The organism is Allorhizobium sp. GW101-3B10, from assembly GCF_059424725.1.
Window position 1 is genome coordinate 3,462,349 of sequence record NZ_JBWKZR010000001.1, and the last position, 18,036, is coordinate 3,480,384.

18 protein-coding genes are annotated in these 18,036 nt (G+C 63.5%); 5 read left to right on the plus strand and 13 right to left on the minus strand.

Features of this window, described 5'->3' with window-relative positions; all coding sequences use genetic code 11:
- The first annotated feature begins 269 nt into the window (after positions 1–269).
- The 3 genes from AC07Y0_RS17200 to AC07Y0_RS17210 all read left to right on the plus strand — a co-directional run bounded on the left by AC07Y0_RS17200 (position 270) and on the right by AC07Y0_RS17210 (position 5,004).
- Positions 270–1,487 carry a DNA recombination protein RmuC gene (locus tag AC07Y0_RS17200; RefSeq protein ID WP_498678936.1) on the plus strand — a complete coding sequence of 406 codons (1,218 nt, stop codon included), beginning with the start codon at positions 270–272 and terminating at the stop codon, positions 1,485–1,487.
- Positions 1,488–1,529: 42 nt separating this feature from the next.
- On the plus strand, positions 1,530–2,429 hold the full coding sequence (locus AC07Y0_RS17205; RefSeq protein ID WP_498678937.1) for a ribokinase: 900 nt from the start codon (positions 1,530–1,532) through the stop codon (positions 2,427–2,429).
- Between the two features lie 220 nt (positions 2,430–2,649).
- Positions 2,650–5,004: a methyl-accepting chemotaxis protein gene (locus AC07Y0_RS17210; protein WP_498678938.1), complete on the plus strand. Its 2,355-nt coding sequence runs from the start codon at positions 2,650–2,652 to the stop codon at positions 5,002–5,004.
- Positions 5,005–5,094: 90 nt separating this feature from the next.
- Here AC07Y0_RS17210 and AC07Y0_RS17215 read toward each other — a convergent pair whose 3' ends face one another.
- The gene (locus AC07Y0_RS17215; protein ID WP_498678939.1) at positions 5,095–6,039 is read right to left on the minus strand and encodes a nucleoside hydrolase; all 945 of its coding nucleotides are present in this window, start codon (positions 6,037–6,039) and stop codon (positions 5,095–5,097) included.
- A 154-nt stretch (positions 6,040–6,193) separates the two neighbouring features.
- On the opposite strand from AC07Y0_RS17215, the gene AC07Y0_RS17220 reads away from it, so the two are divergent.
- Positions 6,194–6,619, plus strand: a complete 426-nt coding sequence (locus tag AC07Y0_RS17220) for an Hsp20 family protein (RefSeq protein WP_498678940.1) — start codon at positions 6,194–6,196, stop codon at positions 6,617–6,619.
- 49 nt (positions 6,620–6,668) lie between these two features.
- Positions 6,669–6,926, plus strand: a complete 258-nt coding sequence (locus tag AC07Y0_RS17225) for a BQ00720 family protein (RefSeq protein WP_028738801.1) — start codon at positions 6,669–6,671, stop codon at positions 6,924–6,926.
- Between the two features lie 9 nt (positions 6,927–6,935).
- Here AC07Y0_RS17225 and trmB read toward each other — a convergent pair whose 3' ends face one another.
- The 12 genes from trmB to tsaB form a co-directional block, all read right to left on the minus strand.
- A complete protein-coding gene (gene trmB, locus AC07Y0_RS17230; protein WP_498678941.1) occupies positions 6,936–7,637 on the minus strand; it encodes a tRNA (guanosine(46)-N7)-methyltransferase TrmB in 702 nt (233 codons plus the stop codon).
- Positions 7,638–7,643: 6 nt separating this feature from the next.
- The gene (metK, locus tag AC07Y0_RS17235; protein ID WP_498678942.1) at positions 7,644–8,882 is read right to left on the minus strand and encodes a methionine adenosyltransferase; all 1,239 of its coding nucleotides are present in this window, start codon (positions 8,880–8,882) and stop codon (positions 7,644–7,646) included.
- Positions 8,883–9,049: 167 nt separating this feature from the next.
- A complete protein-coding gene (locus tag AC07Y0_RS17240; RefSeq protein WP_028738798.1) occupies positions 9,050–9,469 on the minus strand; it encodes a helix-turn-helix domain-containing protein in 420 nt (139 codons plus the stop codon).
- 147 nt (positions 9,470–9,616) lie between these two features.
- Entirely contained in the window at positions 9,617–11,206 is a 1,590-nt protein-coding gene (gene lnt, locus AC07Y0_RS17245; protein WP_498678943.1) for an apolipoprotein N-acyltransferase, read from the minus strand.
- 102 nt (positions 11,207–11,308) lie between these two features.
- On the minus strand, positions 11,309–12,487 hold the full coding sequence (locus AC07Y0_RS17250; protein WP_498678944.1) for a transporter associated domain-containing protein: 1,179 nt from the start codon (positions 12,485–12,487) through the stop codon (positions 11,309–11,311).
- A gap of 12 nt (positions 12,488–12,499) precedes the next feature.
- Complete coding sequence (gene ybeY / locus AC07Y0_RS17255; RefSeq protein WP_498678945.1) at positions 12,500–13,006, minus strand: rRNA maturation RNase YbeY; 507 nt, start codon at positions 13,004–13,006, stop codon at positions 12,500–12,502.
- A 15-nt stretch (positions 13,007–13,021) separates the two neighbouring features.
- Positions 13,022–14,077: a PhoH family protein gene (locus tag AC07Y0_RS17260; RefSeq protein ID WP_498678946.1), complete on the minus strand. Its 1,056-nt coding sequence runs from the start codon at positions 14,075–14,077 to the stop codon at positions 13,022–13,024.
- A 39-nt stretch (positions 14,078–14,116) separates the two neighbouring features.
- Entirely contained in the window at positions 14,117–15,523 is a 1,407-nt protein-coding gene (gene miaB / locus AC07Y0_RS17265; RefSeq protein ID WP_498678947.1) for a tRNA (N6-isopentenyl adenosine(37)-C2)-methylthiotransferase MiaB, read from the minus strand.
- 56 nt (positions 15,524–15,579) lie between these two features.
- The gene (gene olsA, locus AC07Y0_RS17270; RefSeq protein ID WP_498678948.1) at positions 15,580–16,377 is read right to left on the minus strand and encodes a lyso-ornithine lipid O-acyltransferase; all 798 of its coding nucleotides are present in this window, start codon (positions 16,375–16,377) and stop codon (positions 15,580–15,582) included.
- A 30-nt stretch (positions 16,378–16,407) separates the two neighbouring features.
- Positions 16,408–16,836 carry a Fur family transcriptional regulator gene (locus AC07Y0_RS17275; protein WP_498678949.1) on the minus strand — a complete coding sequence of 143 codons (429 nt, stop codon included), beginning with the start codon at positions 16,834–16,836 and terminating at the stop codon, positions 16,408–16,410.
- 43 nt (positions 16,837–16,879) lie between these two features.
- The gene (locus AC07Y0_RS17280) at positions 16,880–17,377 is read right to left on the minus strand and encodes a GNAT family N-acetyltransferase (protein ID WP_454744279.1); all 498 of its coding nucleotides are present in this window, start codon (positions 17,375–17,377) and stop codon (positions 16,880–16,882) included.
- Positions 17,378–17,383: 6 nt separating this feature from the next.
- On the minus strand, positions 17,384–18,034 hold the full coding sequence (gene tsaB / locus AC07Y0_RS17285; protein ID WP_498678950.1) for a tRNA (adenosine(37)-N6)-threonylcarbamoyltransferase complex dimerization subunit type 1 TsaB: 651 nt from the start codon (positions 18,032–18,034) through the stop codon (positions 17,384–17,386).
- Positions 18,035–18,036 lie beyond the last annotated feature (2 nt).

The window sequence follows — 18,036 nt, forward strand, 5'->3', positions numbered from 1 at the left end:
ATTAGTTTTTTATGGATTACCAAAAAAGGTAAATATTTCATTTAACTAAAATGCGAAATGTACCCCTCTGGACAACAGATCGTACGACGCGCGCCCGGATCGGGGGTGGCGAAGAGACGGATCGCCGGGGTTCGTCCTTGGCCAGGCGAGATCGGCACAGGCCGTTCGAACGACGAAATCTCCGCGCTCTGCCGCCAGCGCAGGACCAGCGGACGAATGTTCTTGATTTGATCTGTCGCAGCCGCACGAATCTGCTAGTCTCCGCCGCCATGAACAGCACCGACCTTACCGCGCTTGCCATCGGCACTCTTGGCCTTCCTCCGACTGTCCTCGCCGGCATCGTCGGGGCGGCGTTGCTGGTCGTGCTTCTCCTGCTTCTTGTGTCAAACCGCCGCTCCAGCCGCATGCGCATCGCGCTCGAGATGGAGGCGGCGAGACGCGAGGCGGTGGCCGAGGCTCGGCTCTCGGAACTGCTGAAAGCCCAGGCGGAGATGCATGGACGACTCGCCGCGATGTCCGACGTGTTCGGCAAGCGCCAATCGGAGCTCAACCAGACGATCAGCCAGCGGCTGGACGGCATGACCCATCGCATCGGCGCGACCATCACCGAACAGACGAAATCGACGCATGAGAACCTGCGTCACCTTCAGGAACGGCTGGCCGTCATCGATGCCGCACAGAACAACATCCAGTCGCTGGCCAAGGACGTGGTCGGGCTGCAGGCCATCCTGTCCAACAAGCAGACCCGCGGCGCCTTCGGCCAATCGCGCATGGAGACGATCGTCGCCGACGGCTTGCCGATGGGCGCCTATGCCTTCCAGTCGACCCTGTCGAACGGCATGCGCCCGGACTGCACGATCCGCATGCCGAACGGCTCGCCACCGCTGGTGATCGACGCGAAGTTTCCGCTGGAGGCGTGGAACGCCATTCGCGACGCGCAGACGCCGGAGGAAAAGAAGCTGGCCGGCCAGAATTTCCGCCGCGATATCGAGGTGCATATCCGCGACATCGCGGCGAAGTATCTGATTGCGGGTGAAACCCAGGACATGGCCTTCCTCTTCGTGCCGTCGGAATCGATCTTTGCCGAGATCCACGAACATTTCGAAGCCATCGTCCAGAAGGCCCATCGCCTGCGCGTGGTTATCGTATCGCCCTCGTTGCTGATGCTGTCGATCCAGGTGATCCAGGCCGTCCTCAAGGATCAGCGCATGCGCGAACAGGCACATCTGATCCAGGGCGAGGTCCTGCATCTGATGGAAGATTTGCTGCGCCTCGACGAACGCACGAGAAAGCTGCAAGGACATTTCCTCGCAGCGCAGAAAGATGTGGACATGATTCTCACCTCGGCCGACAAACTGACGAAACGGGGCGCGAAGATCGAAGCGCTCGAATTTCAAACGACCGCGGCCGCATCGCCCGAGGATAGTCAGAGATCGGTGGAAAGCCGAACCGGCCTCTTGAAGCTGAGGATCGTCGACGAAGAATAGGATCGGGTCCGCGAAAGACCGAGACCAAGGACGGAAACACGCATGATCACTGTATTCGGCTCCATCAACATGGACCTCATCGCCACCACGCCGCGGCTGCCGAAGCCGGGCGAAACAGTAGCCGGCACCGGATTTTCGACGGCGGCCGGGGGCAAGGGCGCCAATCAGGCGCTGGCGGCCCGCCGCGCCGGGTCAGCCGTGCGCATGGCCGGTGCCGTGGGACGCGACGAGTTTGCCGCACCGGCGCTCGCTCTGCTGGAGGAAGCCGGCACCGACCTTTCCGCGGTCCGCCATGTAGATGGACCGACCGGCATCGCCCTCATCCTGGTCGGCGGCGACGGCGAGAACATGATCACGGTGGTTCCCGGCGCCAACGGCACGGTCGGCGAGCCGGAGGCCGCCGCAGCGGTCGCAGCTCTGCAGAGGGGCGACTTTCTCATGCTCCAGCTGGAGGTTCCCGCAGCCTCCGTCGAGCGTGCGCTGGTCGACGCGAAGGCACGCGGCGTGACGACCATTCTCAACATCGCCCCGCTGACGGCCGATGCCGCGCGCCTCGGGCGCATGGCCGACATCGTCATCGCCAACGAGACGGAGTTCGAGCGGCTGGCCGGTCGCGACGAACTCAACGCGGCCGAACGCGAGCAAACGCTGATGCGTCTCCACAAGGAGACCGGTCAGACGCTGATCGTCACCCTCGGCGCCGACGGCGTGATCGCCGCCCGGGATTCGAACCTTTACCGGACCATGGGTCTGGCCATCGAACCGGTCGACACGGTGGGCGCAGGCGACACCTTTTGCGGCTATCTGGCCGCCAGCCTGGATCAGGGCATCGCTTTCGAGCAGGCCCTGCGCCGCGCCGCCGTCGCCGGCTCCCTCGCCTGCCTGAAGCCGGGCGCACAGCCGTCGATTCCGACAGCAAGCGAGGTAGAAGGGCGCGTTTAGGACAACTTTGTTCCATTACGCGACAGTCATGATTCCTCCCTGCTGAAGACAGGCAAGAAAATGTAGAGCGACTTCAAATCTCGTTAAGCTTTCGGGTCTCTTATTGGCTTCGATTGGCGTACATCCGGCCAAAATAGGCACGGCTGTACTAGCGCACCATGATGGTGTGGACCGCCCGGTTGCGTCCCTGAGCCCTCTCCCCGTGCGTTTCGAGGTTTCCATGCTGAAGTTCATTTCCCGCTCCATCGCGGCGAAGCTGCTCGTCGTGACAGGCGTGGCGATCGCCTTCGTCCTGATGCTCTCCAATCTCTTCCTGATCTACGAGACGCGCGACCGCGTCCAGGCGCTGACCATGCAGCAGGCGACGGCGGAGGCGGAAGCCATCGCCCAGGAAATCGCCGGCGACATCGGCGAGCTGGCCAGCGCTGCCCGCACCATGTCGGGTGTCTTGGGCCGCGGCCACGAAGGCCAGTCCTTCGACCGCAAGGGCGCGATGAACCTGCTCAAGGCCAATCTCGAACAGAACCCGTTTGCCTTCGGCAGTTGGTTTGCCGAGGCTGAGAAAGCCTTCGACGGGCGCAAGGACGACGTGGTCGGCAATGCCGAACTCGGCGCCAATGCCAACGGCGTCTTTACACCCTACTGGTCGAAGGACCGCAACGGGGCGATCCAGTTCTCGACCTTCAACAACGAATACACCGCCGAATGGTATGCGTTGGCCGCAAAGAGCGGCAAGGGCGCGATCACGGCCCCCTATCTCGCCGAGGGCACGGATGTCCCGACGACGATGAGCTCGATCGCGTATCCGGTCATTTCCGGCGGCAAGATGATCGGCGTCACCGGGGTCGACATCTCACTCGCCTCGCTTTCGGAAAAGCTCAAGGCCCTTCGTCCCTTCGAGACCGGCCGCGTGATGCTGGTGGCGCAGAACAGCCAGTGGCTGGTCGCCCCCTCCGACGACCTCTTGATGAAGCCTTATGAAGTGGCCGGCGCCGACGCGCTGAAGACCGCCCTGTCGTCCGGCAAGAGCAGCCTGGTGAAGGATCTCGAGGAAAACGGCGCCGATGCGTTCGATCGCCTGCTCTTCCCGTTCCAGGTTCCCGGCGTGAACACCACCTGGTCGGTCATCGTCGACATTCCCCACAGCGCCACCGGTGCTGCCGTCGAGGCGCAGACGACGATCATGATCATCGCCGGCCTCATCGTTCTCGGCGCCGTTATGGCGAGCCTCTTCCTGGCGGTCCGCGCCTTTGCCCAGAAGCCCCTGCAGGCCCTGCTGGAAGATGTCGGGCGGCTTGGCCAGGGCAATTACGAGACCGCGGTCAAGGGCCAGGAACGCAGCGACGAACTCGGCCTGGTGGCCAAGGCACTCGACGGCTTCCGCCACCGCCTCGCCGACAGCCGCAGGCTTGAAGGCGAAGCCGAGCAGCAGCGCAGTGCGGCCGATGCCGAACGCCGCCGCTCGGAACAGGAACGCAGTGACTCCCTCGGCGTTCAGCAGCAGGTCGTCAGCGTTCTCGGCACCGGCCTGTCGCAGCTGTCGCACGGCAATCTGGGATACCGCATCGAAGACGAGTTCCCCGGCGAATACGCTGCCCTCAAGCGCGACTTCAACGATGCGCTGGCAAGCCTCGAGTCGACGATCACGGCGGTCAACTCCAGCGTCGTCAACATCGGCGCCGGCAGCGGCGAGATCGCCGAGAGCGCAGCAGATCTTTCGAAGCGCACCGAACAGCAGGCCGCTAGCCTCGAAGAGACCGCAGCAGCCCTCAACGAACTGACCGAGCAGGTCAATGCCAGCGCCGTCAACGCCAACACGGCCGCGGCGACCGTCAACCTCGCCTGCGAGGACGCCGAGCGCTCGGGCGAAGTTGTGCAGAAGGCCGTCACCTCGATGCAGGGCATTGCCCAGTCGTCGCAGGAAATCTCGCGCATCATCGGCGTGATCGACGAGATCGCCTTCCAGACCAACCTGCTCGCCCTGAACGCCGGCGTCGAAGCCGCCCGCGCCGGTGAGGCCGGCAAGGGCTTTGCGGTCGTCGCCCAGGAAGTGCGTGAACTGGCCCAGCGCTCCGCCAGCGCAGCGAAGGAGATCAAGACGCTGATCACCACCTCCGGTGCCCAGGTCAAGGATGGCGTCGAGCTGGTCGGCCAGGCCGGTCACACGCTGCACAAGATCGCCGGCCAGGTCATGCAGATCAACGACCTGATCCGCCAGATCTCCGCCTCCGCCAGCGAGCAGGCCTCTGGCCTGAAAGAGATCAACTCGGCCGTCAACCAGATGGACCAGGTGACCCAGCAGAACGCCGCAATGGTGGAGGAGACCACCGCCGCCAGCATGACGCTGAGGAGCGAATCCGAGAACCTGAGAGACCTCGTCTCGCGCTTCACGGTCACGGGTGCGAATACCTACCGGTCGTCGCCGCAGGCCCTCTCCTCGTCGCTGTCATCGGTTGCCCGGACCATGCGGACAGCCACCCCGAGCGCCCCTGCCGCCGCATCCCGCCCCGCGCCGAAGCGCGCTGCCGGTGGTGGCTCCGCCGCCGCCGTGGCCGAAGACTGGCAGGAATTCTGAGCGGTCCACCGGAGACAGCCGGGACCAGGCAGATGGAAAACAAAAGAGGCCGCCGGAGCGATCCGGCGGCCTTTCTTCGTTTCAGGGCATTCAGAGCCGCCCGAAGCGCTCGACCAGCAGATCGAAGAAGCCGTCCGCATCGACATTGCGCATGACCTGCGCATTGGCAACCCTTCCGGACACACGCCACCAGTCGACGACCGTCATGCCGACCGTCAGCTCGGACTGCGTCTCGATCTCGACATTGCAGTGACGGCCGGAGAAGAGTTCCGGCTTGAGCAGATAGGCGATGACCGTCGGATCGTGCAGCGGGCCGCCGTCAGAACCGTATTTTTCCTCGTCGAAGCGCTCGAAGAATTCCAGCCATTCGACCATGACCTTTGCGGGGCGGGTGCCGAGCGCTGCAAGACGCGCCACACGCGCCTTGGTGGTCATCAGTTGGTGGGTCACGTCGAGCGGCATCATGACGAGCGGTATGCCGGAGCCGAAGACGATCGCGGCAGCCTGCGGGTCGACATAGATGTTGAATTCCGCGGCCGGCGTGATGTTGCCACCCTCAAAGAAACCGCCACCCATCAGCACCAGTTCGCGAATGCGCGGCGCGATGTCCGGCGCCTTCTTCAAGGCGAGCGCGACATTGGTGAGCGGCCCGAGCGTGCAAAGCGTCACGCTGCCTTCCGGCTCGCGGCGTAGGGTCTCGATGATGAAGTCGACCGCGTGCTGCGGCATCACCGCCATGGTCGGCTCGTCGAGCACGGCGCCGTCGAGACCCGTCTTGCCGTGGACATGCTCGGCGGTGACGAGCGGACGCTCGATCGGCCCGTCGGCACCTTCGTAGACTGGGATATCGCTCCTGCCGCACAACTCGCAGACGATGCGGGCATTGCGGCTGGTCCACCGCAGCGGAACATTGCCGGCGACCGTGGTGATGCCGAGGACTTCGAGTTCCGACGGGCTTGCGAAGGCGAGCATCAGCGCGGCGGCGTCGTCCTGTCCAGGGTCGGTGTCGATAATGATCTTTCTGCGTTCCGTCATGCGTCCTATCTCGAATTTGAGGGCTCGCCAGTTGAGCCCGCCGGCGACACTTGTCAAGATCCGAAGCGCTTGCGGAGGCGTCTCGCCCAACCCATATTCAGGTCGCGACGATTTCGGTCCTGGCCGGAACCGGCCCCTTGGACGAGGACTATCGATGAGAAGCACCAAGACATCGGCGCGCCCCCTACTGATCGGATTTGGAATGGGCGATCCCGTTTCCGGGCGCGTCATCAGGCCGAGCGATGGATATCCGCCTTTCAATATCGAGCGGCTGGGCAGCGGCGAGACGGCGGCGGAGCGCTTGCGAATCACCCTGGCGGTCGCCGGCTTCGGCGAAGACGAACTGGAGGTCCTCGTCGAGGCCGACCAGCTTGTGATCCGCGGGCGCCAGGCCGAGCGCGACGAGCCTAACTATCTCTTCCGCGGCATCGCTGCCCGCCAGTTTCAGCGTGTATTCCTGCTCGAGAGCGGCATGGACGTGCTCAGCGCGACGCTGCGCCATGGCCTTCTGTCGATCGATCTCGTGCGCCCCCAATCGGCACAGATGGTGCGAAAAATTAACATTTCCGCTGCACAGTAGGGTTAACGGCATGATCGTGCCGTGGCTCCCTCAGTGGCGGAGGATCGGAATGTTGATGAGAGAAGTAAACGGGCGCCTGACCCAATCCGAACTGGCGCATCTCGGCGCCGGCGAAGTCGGCTATATCCGCAAGATGCGCTCGGAAGAAGTATCCCGCTGCTTTCCCGAGGCGCCGGATATCGACCCCAGCCTCGATCTCTGGGCGCTGTTCGGCGCGGACGGCACGCCGATCCTGCTGACCGACAACCGGTCCAGCACCTTCTACAAGGCGGCCGAGGACGACCTCAAGACGGTCAGCCTTCACTGACCGTTTCCGTCAGATCCTGCGGAATGTGAGATAGGCGGAGGCGCGGCCTTCGCGCTTCGCCTTGGCTTCGTAGCGCGTACCCGGCCATCCGGAAAACGGGGTGAGCCAGTCGGAAGCGTTGCGCGCCGTCCAATCGAAGCCGCCATGCTGCCGGCAATGCTGCAGCGTCCAGTTGACGTAGGTATCGATGTCCGAGGCGAAGCAGAACAGCCCGCCCGGCTTCAGCACGCGGTGGAAGCGGTCGAGATTGACCTGCGAGACGAAGCGTCGTTTCCAGTGCTTCTTCTTCGGCCAGGGATCGGGATAGAGCAGCTCGATCTGATCGACCGACCCCTCCGGCAGCCAGTCGAGCAACTGGGTCGCATCGTCGTCATGAACACGGATGTTCCTCAGCCCCTCGGCCTCGACCACGGCCAGGAGCTTGGCCATGGAATTGACGAAAGGCTCGACGCCGATGAAGCCGGTGTCGGGATTGGTGCGGGCGCGGTGGACGAGATGCTCACCGCCGCCGAAGCCGATCTCGAGGCGGACCTTGTCCACGGGGTGCGGAAAGAGGGCCTTGATGTCGACCGGCGGCTCGGACGCCAGGTCGATCTTCAGCTCCGGCAGGAGGGTTTCCATTCGCTCGACCTGCTGGTCGCGCAAGGGCTTTCCCTTGCGTCGACCGAAGAAGGCTTCGGTCGACCGTGTCCTGCGTTCCGCTTCCGTCATTTCGCCTTAAGCCTTGAGAGCATCCTTGAGCGGCTTGACCAGATCGAGCTTCTCCCAGGAGAAGGAGCCGTCACGGCCAGCCTTGCGGCCGAAATGGCCGTAAGCCGACGTCTTAGCATAGATCGGCTTGTTCAGGTCAAGATGGCGGCGGATGCCCGAGGGGGACAGATCCATGACCTTGCGGATCGCAGCCTCGATCTCGTCCTCGGTCACCTTGCCGGTGCCGTGCAGGTCGACATAGATCGACAGCGGCTGGGCGATGCCGATCGCATAGGAGATCTGGATGGTGCAACGGTCGGCAAAGCCGGCGGCCACGACGTTCTTGGCGAGGTAGCGCGCGGCATAGGCAGCCGAACGGTCGACCTTGGTGGTGTCCTTACCGGAGAAGGCGCCGCCGCCATGGGGGGCCGCACCGCCATAGGTGTCGACGATGATCTTGCGGCCGGTCAGGCCGGCGTCGCCGTCCGGGCCGCCGATGACGAACTTGCCGGTCGGGTTGACGTACCATTTGCAGTCGTCGGCGATCTTCAGGTCGCCGAGCGCTTCGCGAACATAGGGTTCGACGACAGAGCGGACCTTCTTCGAGTCCCAGCTCTCGTCGAGATGCTGGGTGGACAGAACGATCGACACCACTTCGAAGGGCTTGCCGTCAACGTAGCGGACCGTCACCTGGCTCTTGGCGTCGGGGCCGAGCTTGGCAGCCTCGCCCTCGCCTTTCTTGCGGGCGGCGGCGAGCAGCTGGAGTATCCGGTGCGCGTAGTAGATCGGCGCCGGCATGAGATCGGGCGTCTCGCGGCAGGCATAGCCGAACATGATGCCCTGGTCGCCCGCGCCTTCGCTGTTGCTATGATCGGCGGCCTTGTCGACACCCTGGGCGATATGCGCCGACTGCGAATGCAGGAGCACGTCGATGCGCGCCGTCTTCCAGTGGAAGCCGTCCTGCTCGTAGCCGATGTCGCGGATCGCCTTGCGGGCGGCCGACTTGAACTTTGACGGGTTGATGACTTCGTTGCCGTTCTTGTCGAGCTTCATCAGGCTCGGCGGGAGGCGAACCTCGCCGGCGATGACAACGCGATTGGTCGTTGCCAGGGTTTCACAGGCAATACGCACGCCCCACGGGTCGACGCCGGTCTTGGCCGCTTCCCGGTATACCAGATCCACGATTTCATCGGAGATGCGGTCACAGACTTTATCCGGGTGACCTTCGGACACAGATTCACTGGTGAAAAGATAGTTCGCGCGCATTCGGGATTCCCCTCAAAGAACAGGCCTTGCTCTTGTTAGTCAGTTCACGCGCGAAAAACAAGCACACAACGACATAAATATATCTTTATGTCGGCATTTCGACACTCCGTAGACAGAAAAAAAGCGACCCAAAGGCCGCTCTCTTTCACGCCCGCCTGGCCCTAAGGTCAGTCAGCATCCGCTTCCGCGGCCAGTGCCTTGACGAGGTCGACCAGCTTGCGGCGAACCTTGGGATCGGCGATCTTGACGAAAGCGCGGTTCAGTTGCAGGCCTTCCGACGACGACAGGAAGTCGACGACGTAGTTGGAGCTGGACGCTTCGGCCATGCCGTTGGCACCCGACGACTGCTCGCCCGGCGCATCTTCGAAGAAGAAGGAAACCGGGACATTCAGAATGTTGGAAATGTTCTGAAGGCGGCTGGCCCCGACCCGGTTGGTACCTTTTTCGTATTTCTGGATTTGCTGGAAAGTGATCCCGAGGCTCTCGCCGAGCTTCTCCTGGCTCATGCCCAGCATGGTGCGGCGAAGACGAATCCGGCTGCCGACATGAATGTCGATCGGGTTCGGCTTCTTCTTATTCTCGATCATGTTGCGATCCTGACAAGTGTTGGCAATTCCACCATGACCCTCTGCGCCGAACGGACCATAACGTGGCGTTGCACACGCCATTCATGAACTTTGAGCATACGTACGGACCTATGGTTCAATCCACTATGCAATTTTAGGGGTTTTTGGTCAATTCTTCCTGAAAATAAAACCCATGCGTGAAATAACCGCAGCCAATGCGACGGCAAGCATAACCAACCAGAAGTTTAATTTGCGATCACTGTTGTTCCAATTTGAGACAGCAATGATACCGAAGGTTGCATCTTGCGCTCCTTTGGCATTCAGCGCCACCCCAGAAATAATATGCCCGCGGGGATCGACAACGGCCGAAATGCCGTTGTTGGCGCTCCGAACAAGCGTCAAACCGGCTTCCACGGCGCGTATCCGCGCCTGGAGAAAGTGCTGATAGGGCCCCGGCGTCGCGCCGAACCACGCGTCGTTCGTCAGGTTGACGATGGCGCCGGCCTTGCCTGCGGGGACGTCCACCTCGTCGGGAAAAATGATCTCGTAGCAGATCAGCGGATAGAGACCGATCCCGGACGGCAGGGTGAGAAGCGTGCGCTGCGAGGCCGGAGAAAATCCGCCCGGCAGACTGATCAGATTGTCGAAGCCGATCCGGCGCAGGACCTCCTCATAGGGCACATATTCGCCGAACGGGGTCAGGTGCACCTTGTCGGAAGCGGAGAGGATCTGCCCCTTGTCGTCGATCACGTAGACCGAATTGTAGTAGCGCGGCGCCTGCCCCGCCCCCTGCTCCTCGGCTCGCACCGCGCCGGTCACGAGCACCTGGCCGTCCTTCAGCATGTCGGCGACCCGCGACAGGGCGTCGGGATGCTCGGTCAGGATGAACGGGATGGAGGTTTCCGGCCAGACGATCATGTCCGGCTCCGGCGTGCCGGGTGCCACGGGCTGCACCGACAGCGCGAGGTGCTGGTTGAACACGTCGATGCGATCGGCGTTCTCCAGCTTCTTGGCCTGGTCGATCACCGGCTGCACCAGCCGCACCGTCACACTGTTTGCGCCGAGCGGCAAAGGCTCCCGCAGCGTGAAGGCGCCGTAGCCCAGATGGGCGGCAAAGAGCAGCCCCGCCAGCGCGAGCCCCGGAACCAGCCCCTTTCGGGTACCGAGCAGAGCCGGCGCTGCGAAGACGAAGACGGCAAGCGTGCTGACGCCGAACAACCCGAGCGGAGCGGCCGACTGCATCATCAGCGGCATCGGCATCGCCGCATAGCCAATGGCATTCCAGGGGAACCCGGTCGCCACGAAGCTGCGCAGCCATTCGGCAAGGCCGAAGCCCGCCGCAAGCGCGGCGATCCGCCCCATGCCGTCCGACCAGACGAGTCGGGCAAGCATGGTCGCCAATCCGTAGAAGATCGCCAGCACCGCCGGCAGGCCGAGGACGGCCAGGGGCAGGGCCCAGGCGAATTCCTCGGCCTCGAACAGCAGCGCATTGCCGAGCCACCACAGCCCCGCGGTGAAATAGCCGAAGCCGAACAACCAGCCGGTGACAAAGGCGGAACGCACGCCGAAGGAATGGTTGCGGTCCGGGTTGCCGGAAATGCCGTCCAGCAGCCACACGAGAAGGGGGAAGGAGACGAACATCGCCGCGCAGAAGCCGAAGGGCGGCAGGGCGAGTGCGCCGAGCGCTCCGGCGAGAAACGCCAGAAATGCACGTTTCGCTCCCCCGAGCAGCATGATCCTCCCGGCCAGCCGTTCCATGCCTCGTCCCCTTCCATATCCGCGAATCGTTTCGTGCGCAGTGTTCCAAAAAACACCGGGCTTGTCGTGCGGATAGGGAAGGTAACGGCAGGGATCCGGGCGTCAGGTGCCGCTGTCTGCGTCCGTCGGAAGGGCCTCGTCCATGCCGGCCGTATCGGCCGCAGTCGTGGTCCGCGTCTTGCCCGACCGAACCGGCGCCTCGACTTCGCCCTTCGAGACCCGTCGCCTGCCCGCCGGGCGCTTGCGCACGATGCGCACGCGCTTGATGCGACGGGGATCGGCGTCGAGAATGTGGAACTCGAAGCCCGGCAGGGCCTGGACGACCTCACCGCGCACGGGAATGCGTCCCAGCGCCGCGAAGATCAGGCCACCGAGCGTATCGACGTCGTCGAGTTGATCGCGAACGTCGAAATCGGAGCCGATCGCCGCGGCAATCTCTTCCAGTTCGATGCGCGCATCAGCCACCAGCACGTCATCCGACAGGCGGCTGAACATCGCCTCCTCATCGTCGTGCTCGTCCTCGATGTCGCCGACGACCATTTCGACGATGTCCTCATGGGAGACCAGTCCGTCGGTGCCGCCATATTCATCGATCACCAGGGCGATCTGGGTGCGGGCCGTCTGCATTCGGCTCAACAGGTCGGAGGCCAGCATGGACGGCGGAACGAAGAGGATCGAGCGGACGATGCCGCATTCCGCGACGGTCTTGGAAAGATCGACGCGCGCCAGGTCGAAATCCGTCTTGGCGGCGCGAGCGGGCTTTTCCGACTTTTCGGCTTTTTCCTGGATCGTCCGCGGCCCGTTGCGGCGCTTGTTGCGGGCCTGCTTCGTCACATAGGACAAAAGATCGCGGATATGCACCATGCCGCGCGGATCATCGAGCGTGTCGCAGTAGACCGGCATGCGCGATCGGCCGGACTCCTCGAAGATCACCATCAACTCGCCGATGCTGATGCTCTGGTCGACCGCCTCGATGTCGACGCGCGGGACCATCACGTCCTCGACACGCACCTCGCGGAAACGCAGGATGTTGTTGAGCATCGCCCGTTCCTCGGGCGTGAAGACGTCGCCCGTGCCGGCATCGGCTCTAAGGGCGTCGGTCAGGTCCTCGCGCAGGCTGGACGCCTGCGACGGCCTCAATATGCGGGCGGCTCGCGCCCAAAAGGAAGTGTGTGCTCGGCCGGTACTCTCCGGCCGCGAAGGACTGCCGCCTTCTTCCGAAGAGGAACCGTCCGATCCCTCATTGGCCTCCGAGGCCACTCTCGTCGAAAAATCGCTCATTATTCCAAACTGTCAAACCGGGTCCTGGCCCGCATAGGGATCAGATAAGCCAAGCGTGGCCAAAATGCGAGTCTCGATGCTCTCCATTCTTTCCGCCTCTCCGCTATCCATGTGGTCATAGCCGAAGAGATGCAGGAAACCGTGGACCATCAGATGGGTGAGATGGTCGTTGAAGCTCTTGTCGAGATCGGCCGCCTCGCGCTCCACCGTCTCCCGCGCGATGATGATGTCGCCCAGCATCGGCCCCGGCTTTCCACCGGGGACGAGCGGGAAGGCCGGGAAGGAGAGCACGTTGGTCGGCTTGTCCTGACCGCGCCATTCCGCGTTGATCGCCCGCACCTGCGCATCGTCGGAGAAGACCAGCGACACCTCCGGAGGCACGGCGGGGAAAGGCTGCTTCTCCTCGGCCTTGAGGAAGGCCGCGGCCGTCTCGAGCACATGGCTCGAGACGGTCTCAAGTTCCGCTTCTTCCGGCCAGCCATCGGCTTCGACGGCGATCTGGATGTCGAGTTGCTGCATGGGTCGTGATCCGGCCTATCGGTCGGTCTGCTCGCTTTCGTCCTGCACCGCATATTGCGCGTCATAGGCGCGGACGATGCGTCCGACCAGCGGATGGCGCACGACATCGGCGTCCTTGAAGCGCACGAAGGACACCCCGTCCACGCCGTTGAGGATCTGCAACGCCTCGACCAGTCCGGATTTGACACCACGCGGCAAGTCGATCTGGCTGGGGTCGCCGGTGACGATCATGCGGGCGTTCTCGCCGAGGCGGGTCAGGAACATCTTCATCTGCATCGACGTGGTGTTCTGCGCCTCGTCGAGGATGACCGCGGCATTGGCCAGCGTGCGGCCGCGCATGAAGGCGAGCGGCGCAATCTCGATGACGCCGGCGGTGATGGCCCGCTCGACCTTATCCCCGGGGATCATGTCGTAGAGCGCGTCATAGAGCGGGCGAAGATAGGGATCGACCTTCTCCTTCATGTCGCCAGGCAGGAAGCCTAGGCGTTCGCCGGCCTCGACGGCCGGGCGGGATAGGATGATCTTGTCCACCACGCCGCGCTCCAGCAGTTGCGCCGCGTGGGCCACCGCCAGATAGGTCTTGCCGGTACCGGCCGGACCGACGCCGAATACCAGCTCGGAACGCTCGAGCGCACGCATGTACACGTCCTGTGTCGGCGTGCGGGCGGAAATGGTCTTCTTGCGGGTGGCGATCTGCGCCATGGAGAGCTTGGCCTTGCGCTCCATCGTCGGCAGCGTCAGCTGATCGTCGGCGGCAACCGCCATGCGGATCGCACCCTCGACGTCGGACGATTCCACCGAACCGCCGCTCTGCAGCCGCGCATAGAGGAAATCCAGCGCCCGGCGCGCCTGGTTGGTCGCGAGCAGATCACCGGAAATCGATACGGAATTGCCGCGCGCGCGCGCCTGGATCTGCAGCCGATCTTCCAGCAGCTTCAGGTTCTGGTCGAACTGGCCGAAGAGTTCGCTGGCGAACCGATTGTTCTCGAACGTCAAGATGAAGTGATTGGCGTCGGTCACGGCGGCTTGGAGGTTGCGTGAGGATGAAGAAATCACTTCTTGTGCGTTCAAGCGATCAGGCTCCTGTTCGATCAGGTTCAGGCCCTCACTCTAACCCTCTGCCACCTCGGCAAACAAGCTGTTTGGGCCGGCTGCGGTGATTCGTACATTGATAATGTCACCGATTTTCGATGCGTTTGCATCAACATTCACCGATTGCAGCCAAGGAGATCGTCCGATCAGTTGACCAGGCATCCGACCGGGCTTCTCCAGAAGTAAGTCGATTTCGCGTCCAATCAAGGAGCGGGAGAAATCCTGCTGCTGTTTCAGCAACAATTCCTGGAGCCGGGCAAGGCGTTCGACCTTGACCTCTTCGGCCACATGATCCGGCAGATCGGCGCCGGGCGTGCCGGGACGTGTCGAATATTTGAACGAATAGGCCTGGGCGTAGCCGACGGTTTGGACCAGATCCATGGTCGCCTGAAAATCCTCTTCCGTCTCGCCGGGGAAGCCGACGATGAAATCGCCGGACAGGGCGATGTCCGGCCGGGCGCCCCGGATGCGCTCGACGAGCGCGACATACTCCGAAGCCTTGTGCCGGCGGTTCATGGCCTTGAGGATGCGGTCCGAACCGGACTGCACCGGCAGGTGCAGATAAGGCATCAGCATTCTCAGGTCGCGATGCGCCTCGATCAGCCGGTCATCCATGTCGCGCGGATGGCTCGTGGTGTAGCGCAGCCGGGCGAGCCCGGGGATCTCCGCCAACCTATAGAGCAGTTCGCCGAGACCGAGTGCCCGGCCCGCCGCATCCGTGCCGTGCCAGGCATTGACGTTCTGGCCGAGCAGGGTCAGCTCGCGCACGCCGGAGGCGACGAGCTTCTCGGCTTCCGCGACGATCTGGGCGATCGGACGGGACACTTCCGACCCGCGCGTATAGGGCACGACGCAGAAGGTGCAGAACTTGTCGCAGCCTTCCTGGACGGTGAGGAAGGCGGTGACGCTGCGCACCCCGCCCTTGACCTTGGCCGGGTCCGGCAGATGCTCGAACTTGTCTTCCAGCGCGTATTCCGTATCGACCACCCGCTCGCCGGTGCGGGCGCGACGCAGCGCCTGCGGCAGGCGGTGGTAGGTCTGCGGCCCGATCACGACGTCGACGGCAGGCTCGCGGCGGGCGATTTCGTCGCCTTCGGCCTGGGCGACGCAGCCAGCAACCCCGATCATGAACTCGCGGCCTTCCGCCGCGCGGGCCTTCTTGGTCTCGCGCAGGCGGCCAAGCGCCGAATAGACCTTCTCGGCGGCCTTCTCGCGGATATGGCAGGTGTTCAGGAGGACCAGATCGGCATCGTCCATGGTCTCCGTCGCGACATAGCCCTCAGCGGCCAGCGCATCGGTCATGCGGCCGGAATCGTAGACGTTCATCTGGCAGCCATAGGTCTTGATGAAGACCTTGCGTTCGGCAACAGCGGTGGCGCCTTCCGGCTGGCCCGTGGCGTCGAGAAGTGCGGTGTCCTGTGTCATGCGGGCTATTTAGTGGTTTTTCCCGGCAGATTAAACCGAAAAGTGGTGCCGGAGGCTCAACGCCACAGCCGGCCACGCAGATGGTCGAGCAACATGCTGCGAATCCGCTTCTCGACGAGCCCCGCGACTTGCTTGCGATTGCCCCCTTCGCGGTACTCCACCACCTCACCGAAACTGACGTCGACGTCAATCGCACCGCTTTTCAGCACGCCCATCAGATGCGGCACCATACCGACATCGCCCGGCCAGCCGGCGATTGGCCGATGATAGCGGCCCATCGGCATGCCGTGCACCCGGGTATAGGCGATCGCCACCGGCTGGACGTAGACGACGCCCTCAGGTGCCAGCGGCAGCGCTGCAGCCGCAGCGCCGAACAAGGAGGTCTTGACTTCGAGAACGCGGTTGCCGTCGGAGGTCGTGCCTTCCGGGAATAGCACGACGATCTCGCCGTCGGCCATGCGTTCAGCGATCTCGCTCACCTGGTCGCCGGTGCGGCGCTTCTGCTCGCGCACCACGAATATGCTCTTCTGCAGCTTGGCGAGCGTGCCGAAGATCGGCCAGTCGGCCACTTCGGTCTTGGCGATGAACACGACGTCGGCCAGCGCCCCGAGCACCAGGATATCCTTCCAGGACGCATGGTTGGCGGCGATCATCAGGGGCCGGTGTCGTTCGAGCGTTCCGTGGGCACGGATGCGGATGCCGATCAGCCGGCACGTCGTGCTGTGCCATAGCCGCGGCAGGCGGCGGCGGAGCTTCCAATCGAAGCGCAGCGCCAGCAACTGCAGGGGTGCCAGTACCAGCGTCACGAGCAGCACGAGAAACAAGGCAAGCCCGACCCTGAGCCAGTTGATCACGCAGTCACCCTCGATGGCGGATGCATGAGCTCAGCCTTCGTCCTTGGCCAGCGGCACACCGTAGAGCTCGAGCCGATGATCGACAAGGCGGAAGCCGTGTTCGCGCGCAATGCGCTCCTGCAGCGCCTCGATCTCGGGCGAATGAAATTCGATGACCACGCCGGTCTTCAGGTCGATCAGGTGGTCGTGATGCTCTTCCGGAACCGTCTCGTAGCGCGAGCGGCCATCGCGAAAGTCGTGGCGTTCGATGATGCCGGCATCCTCGAACAGCTTGACGGTGCGATAGACGGTGCTGATCGATATCTTGGCGTCGATCTTCACCGAGCGCCGATAGAGTTCCTCGACATCGGGGTGATCGGCGGACTCCTCAAGAATCCGCGCGATGATACGGCGCTGCTCCGTCATGCGCATGCCGCGCTCGACGCACAAGTCTTCCAGCGATTTAGGTGCTTCGCTCATGGCCACATGGTTCCCGCGCATGTCGGACGTATGACAGAGGCAACTATCGAAGATCGCGGCGCATGACAAGCGCGGACGACCGCCGTCCACTTGCGTCGGTATAATAGGCCGGCCGCTCTCCCGCCTTCTGGAAGCCGAGCTTGCGGTAAAGACCGAGGGCCGCTTCGTTGCCGTCGTCCACTTCGAGGAACATCGCTTCCCCACCTCGCCCGCCCGCCTCGCGCATTGCCGCCTGCATCAGCCGCCAGCCGAGACCGAAACGGGCGAACTTGTCGCCGACGGCAATCGTCAGGATTTCCGCTTCGCCTGCCGTTTCACGCGCCAGCACGAAACCCGCCAGCGGCGCCTTGAAGATCAGCGTGTTGGTCTGCCAGACGACGAATCCGAAGGAATTGGGCTGCAGCAGCAGGCTCAGGAACTCGCCGTCGTTCCATGCCTTGGAAAAGCGCTGGGCATGCACTTCCGCGACCGCCGCGCAGTGCTCGGTGGACATGGGTACGATTTCGAATTCGGGCTTTCGCTTGAGATAGGTATCCAGCATAGGCTTTCACGCTCGGGAAACGGCAAAGCCCGTCTGCGGTTTTGCATCGGGGCCTCGCAAATATAGCGGCTTCGGCTTGCCCGCAGCTTTCGCTTCCGCGCCAAGCCTGGCGACGACGGAAATGGAGAAGCGATCCTTCTCGGTCTCGGCGTCCGGGTCCAAGAGCAGCGCACCGGCTGACCCGGCAAGCTGCCATTCGCCGGAGGCTGCGATTTCGCGGAAGCGATCGAGCGAGACCATTTCCGGCTCACCCTGCGACACCCGGGCCGCGGAGAAGCGCTGCAGATAAATCTCGGCGCGCTTGGCATCCATGGCAGCCAGGACGGGACGGCCGGTTTCGTCAGCCGTGTTCGCCAGCGCGGCCAATGTAGATATACCGACGGCCTCGATGCCGAGGGAAAGCGCCAGACCGCGTGCAGCGGCAACGCCGACACGGATACCGGTGAACGAGCCCGGCCCGACGGTCACGGCAACGCGCTCGATGGCCGAGAGATCGAGATTGGCGGCGGCCAGGGCCGCGTCGATCGTCGCCATCAGCTTTTCCGCATGGCCGCGGCCGATCATCTCGGTCGATTGACCCAGCAGGCGCTTGGCGCCACCGTCATAGACGGCAGCCGAACAATCGACCCCGGCCGTATCGATCGCCAGTACGATCATTC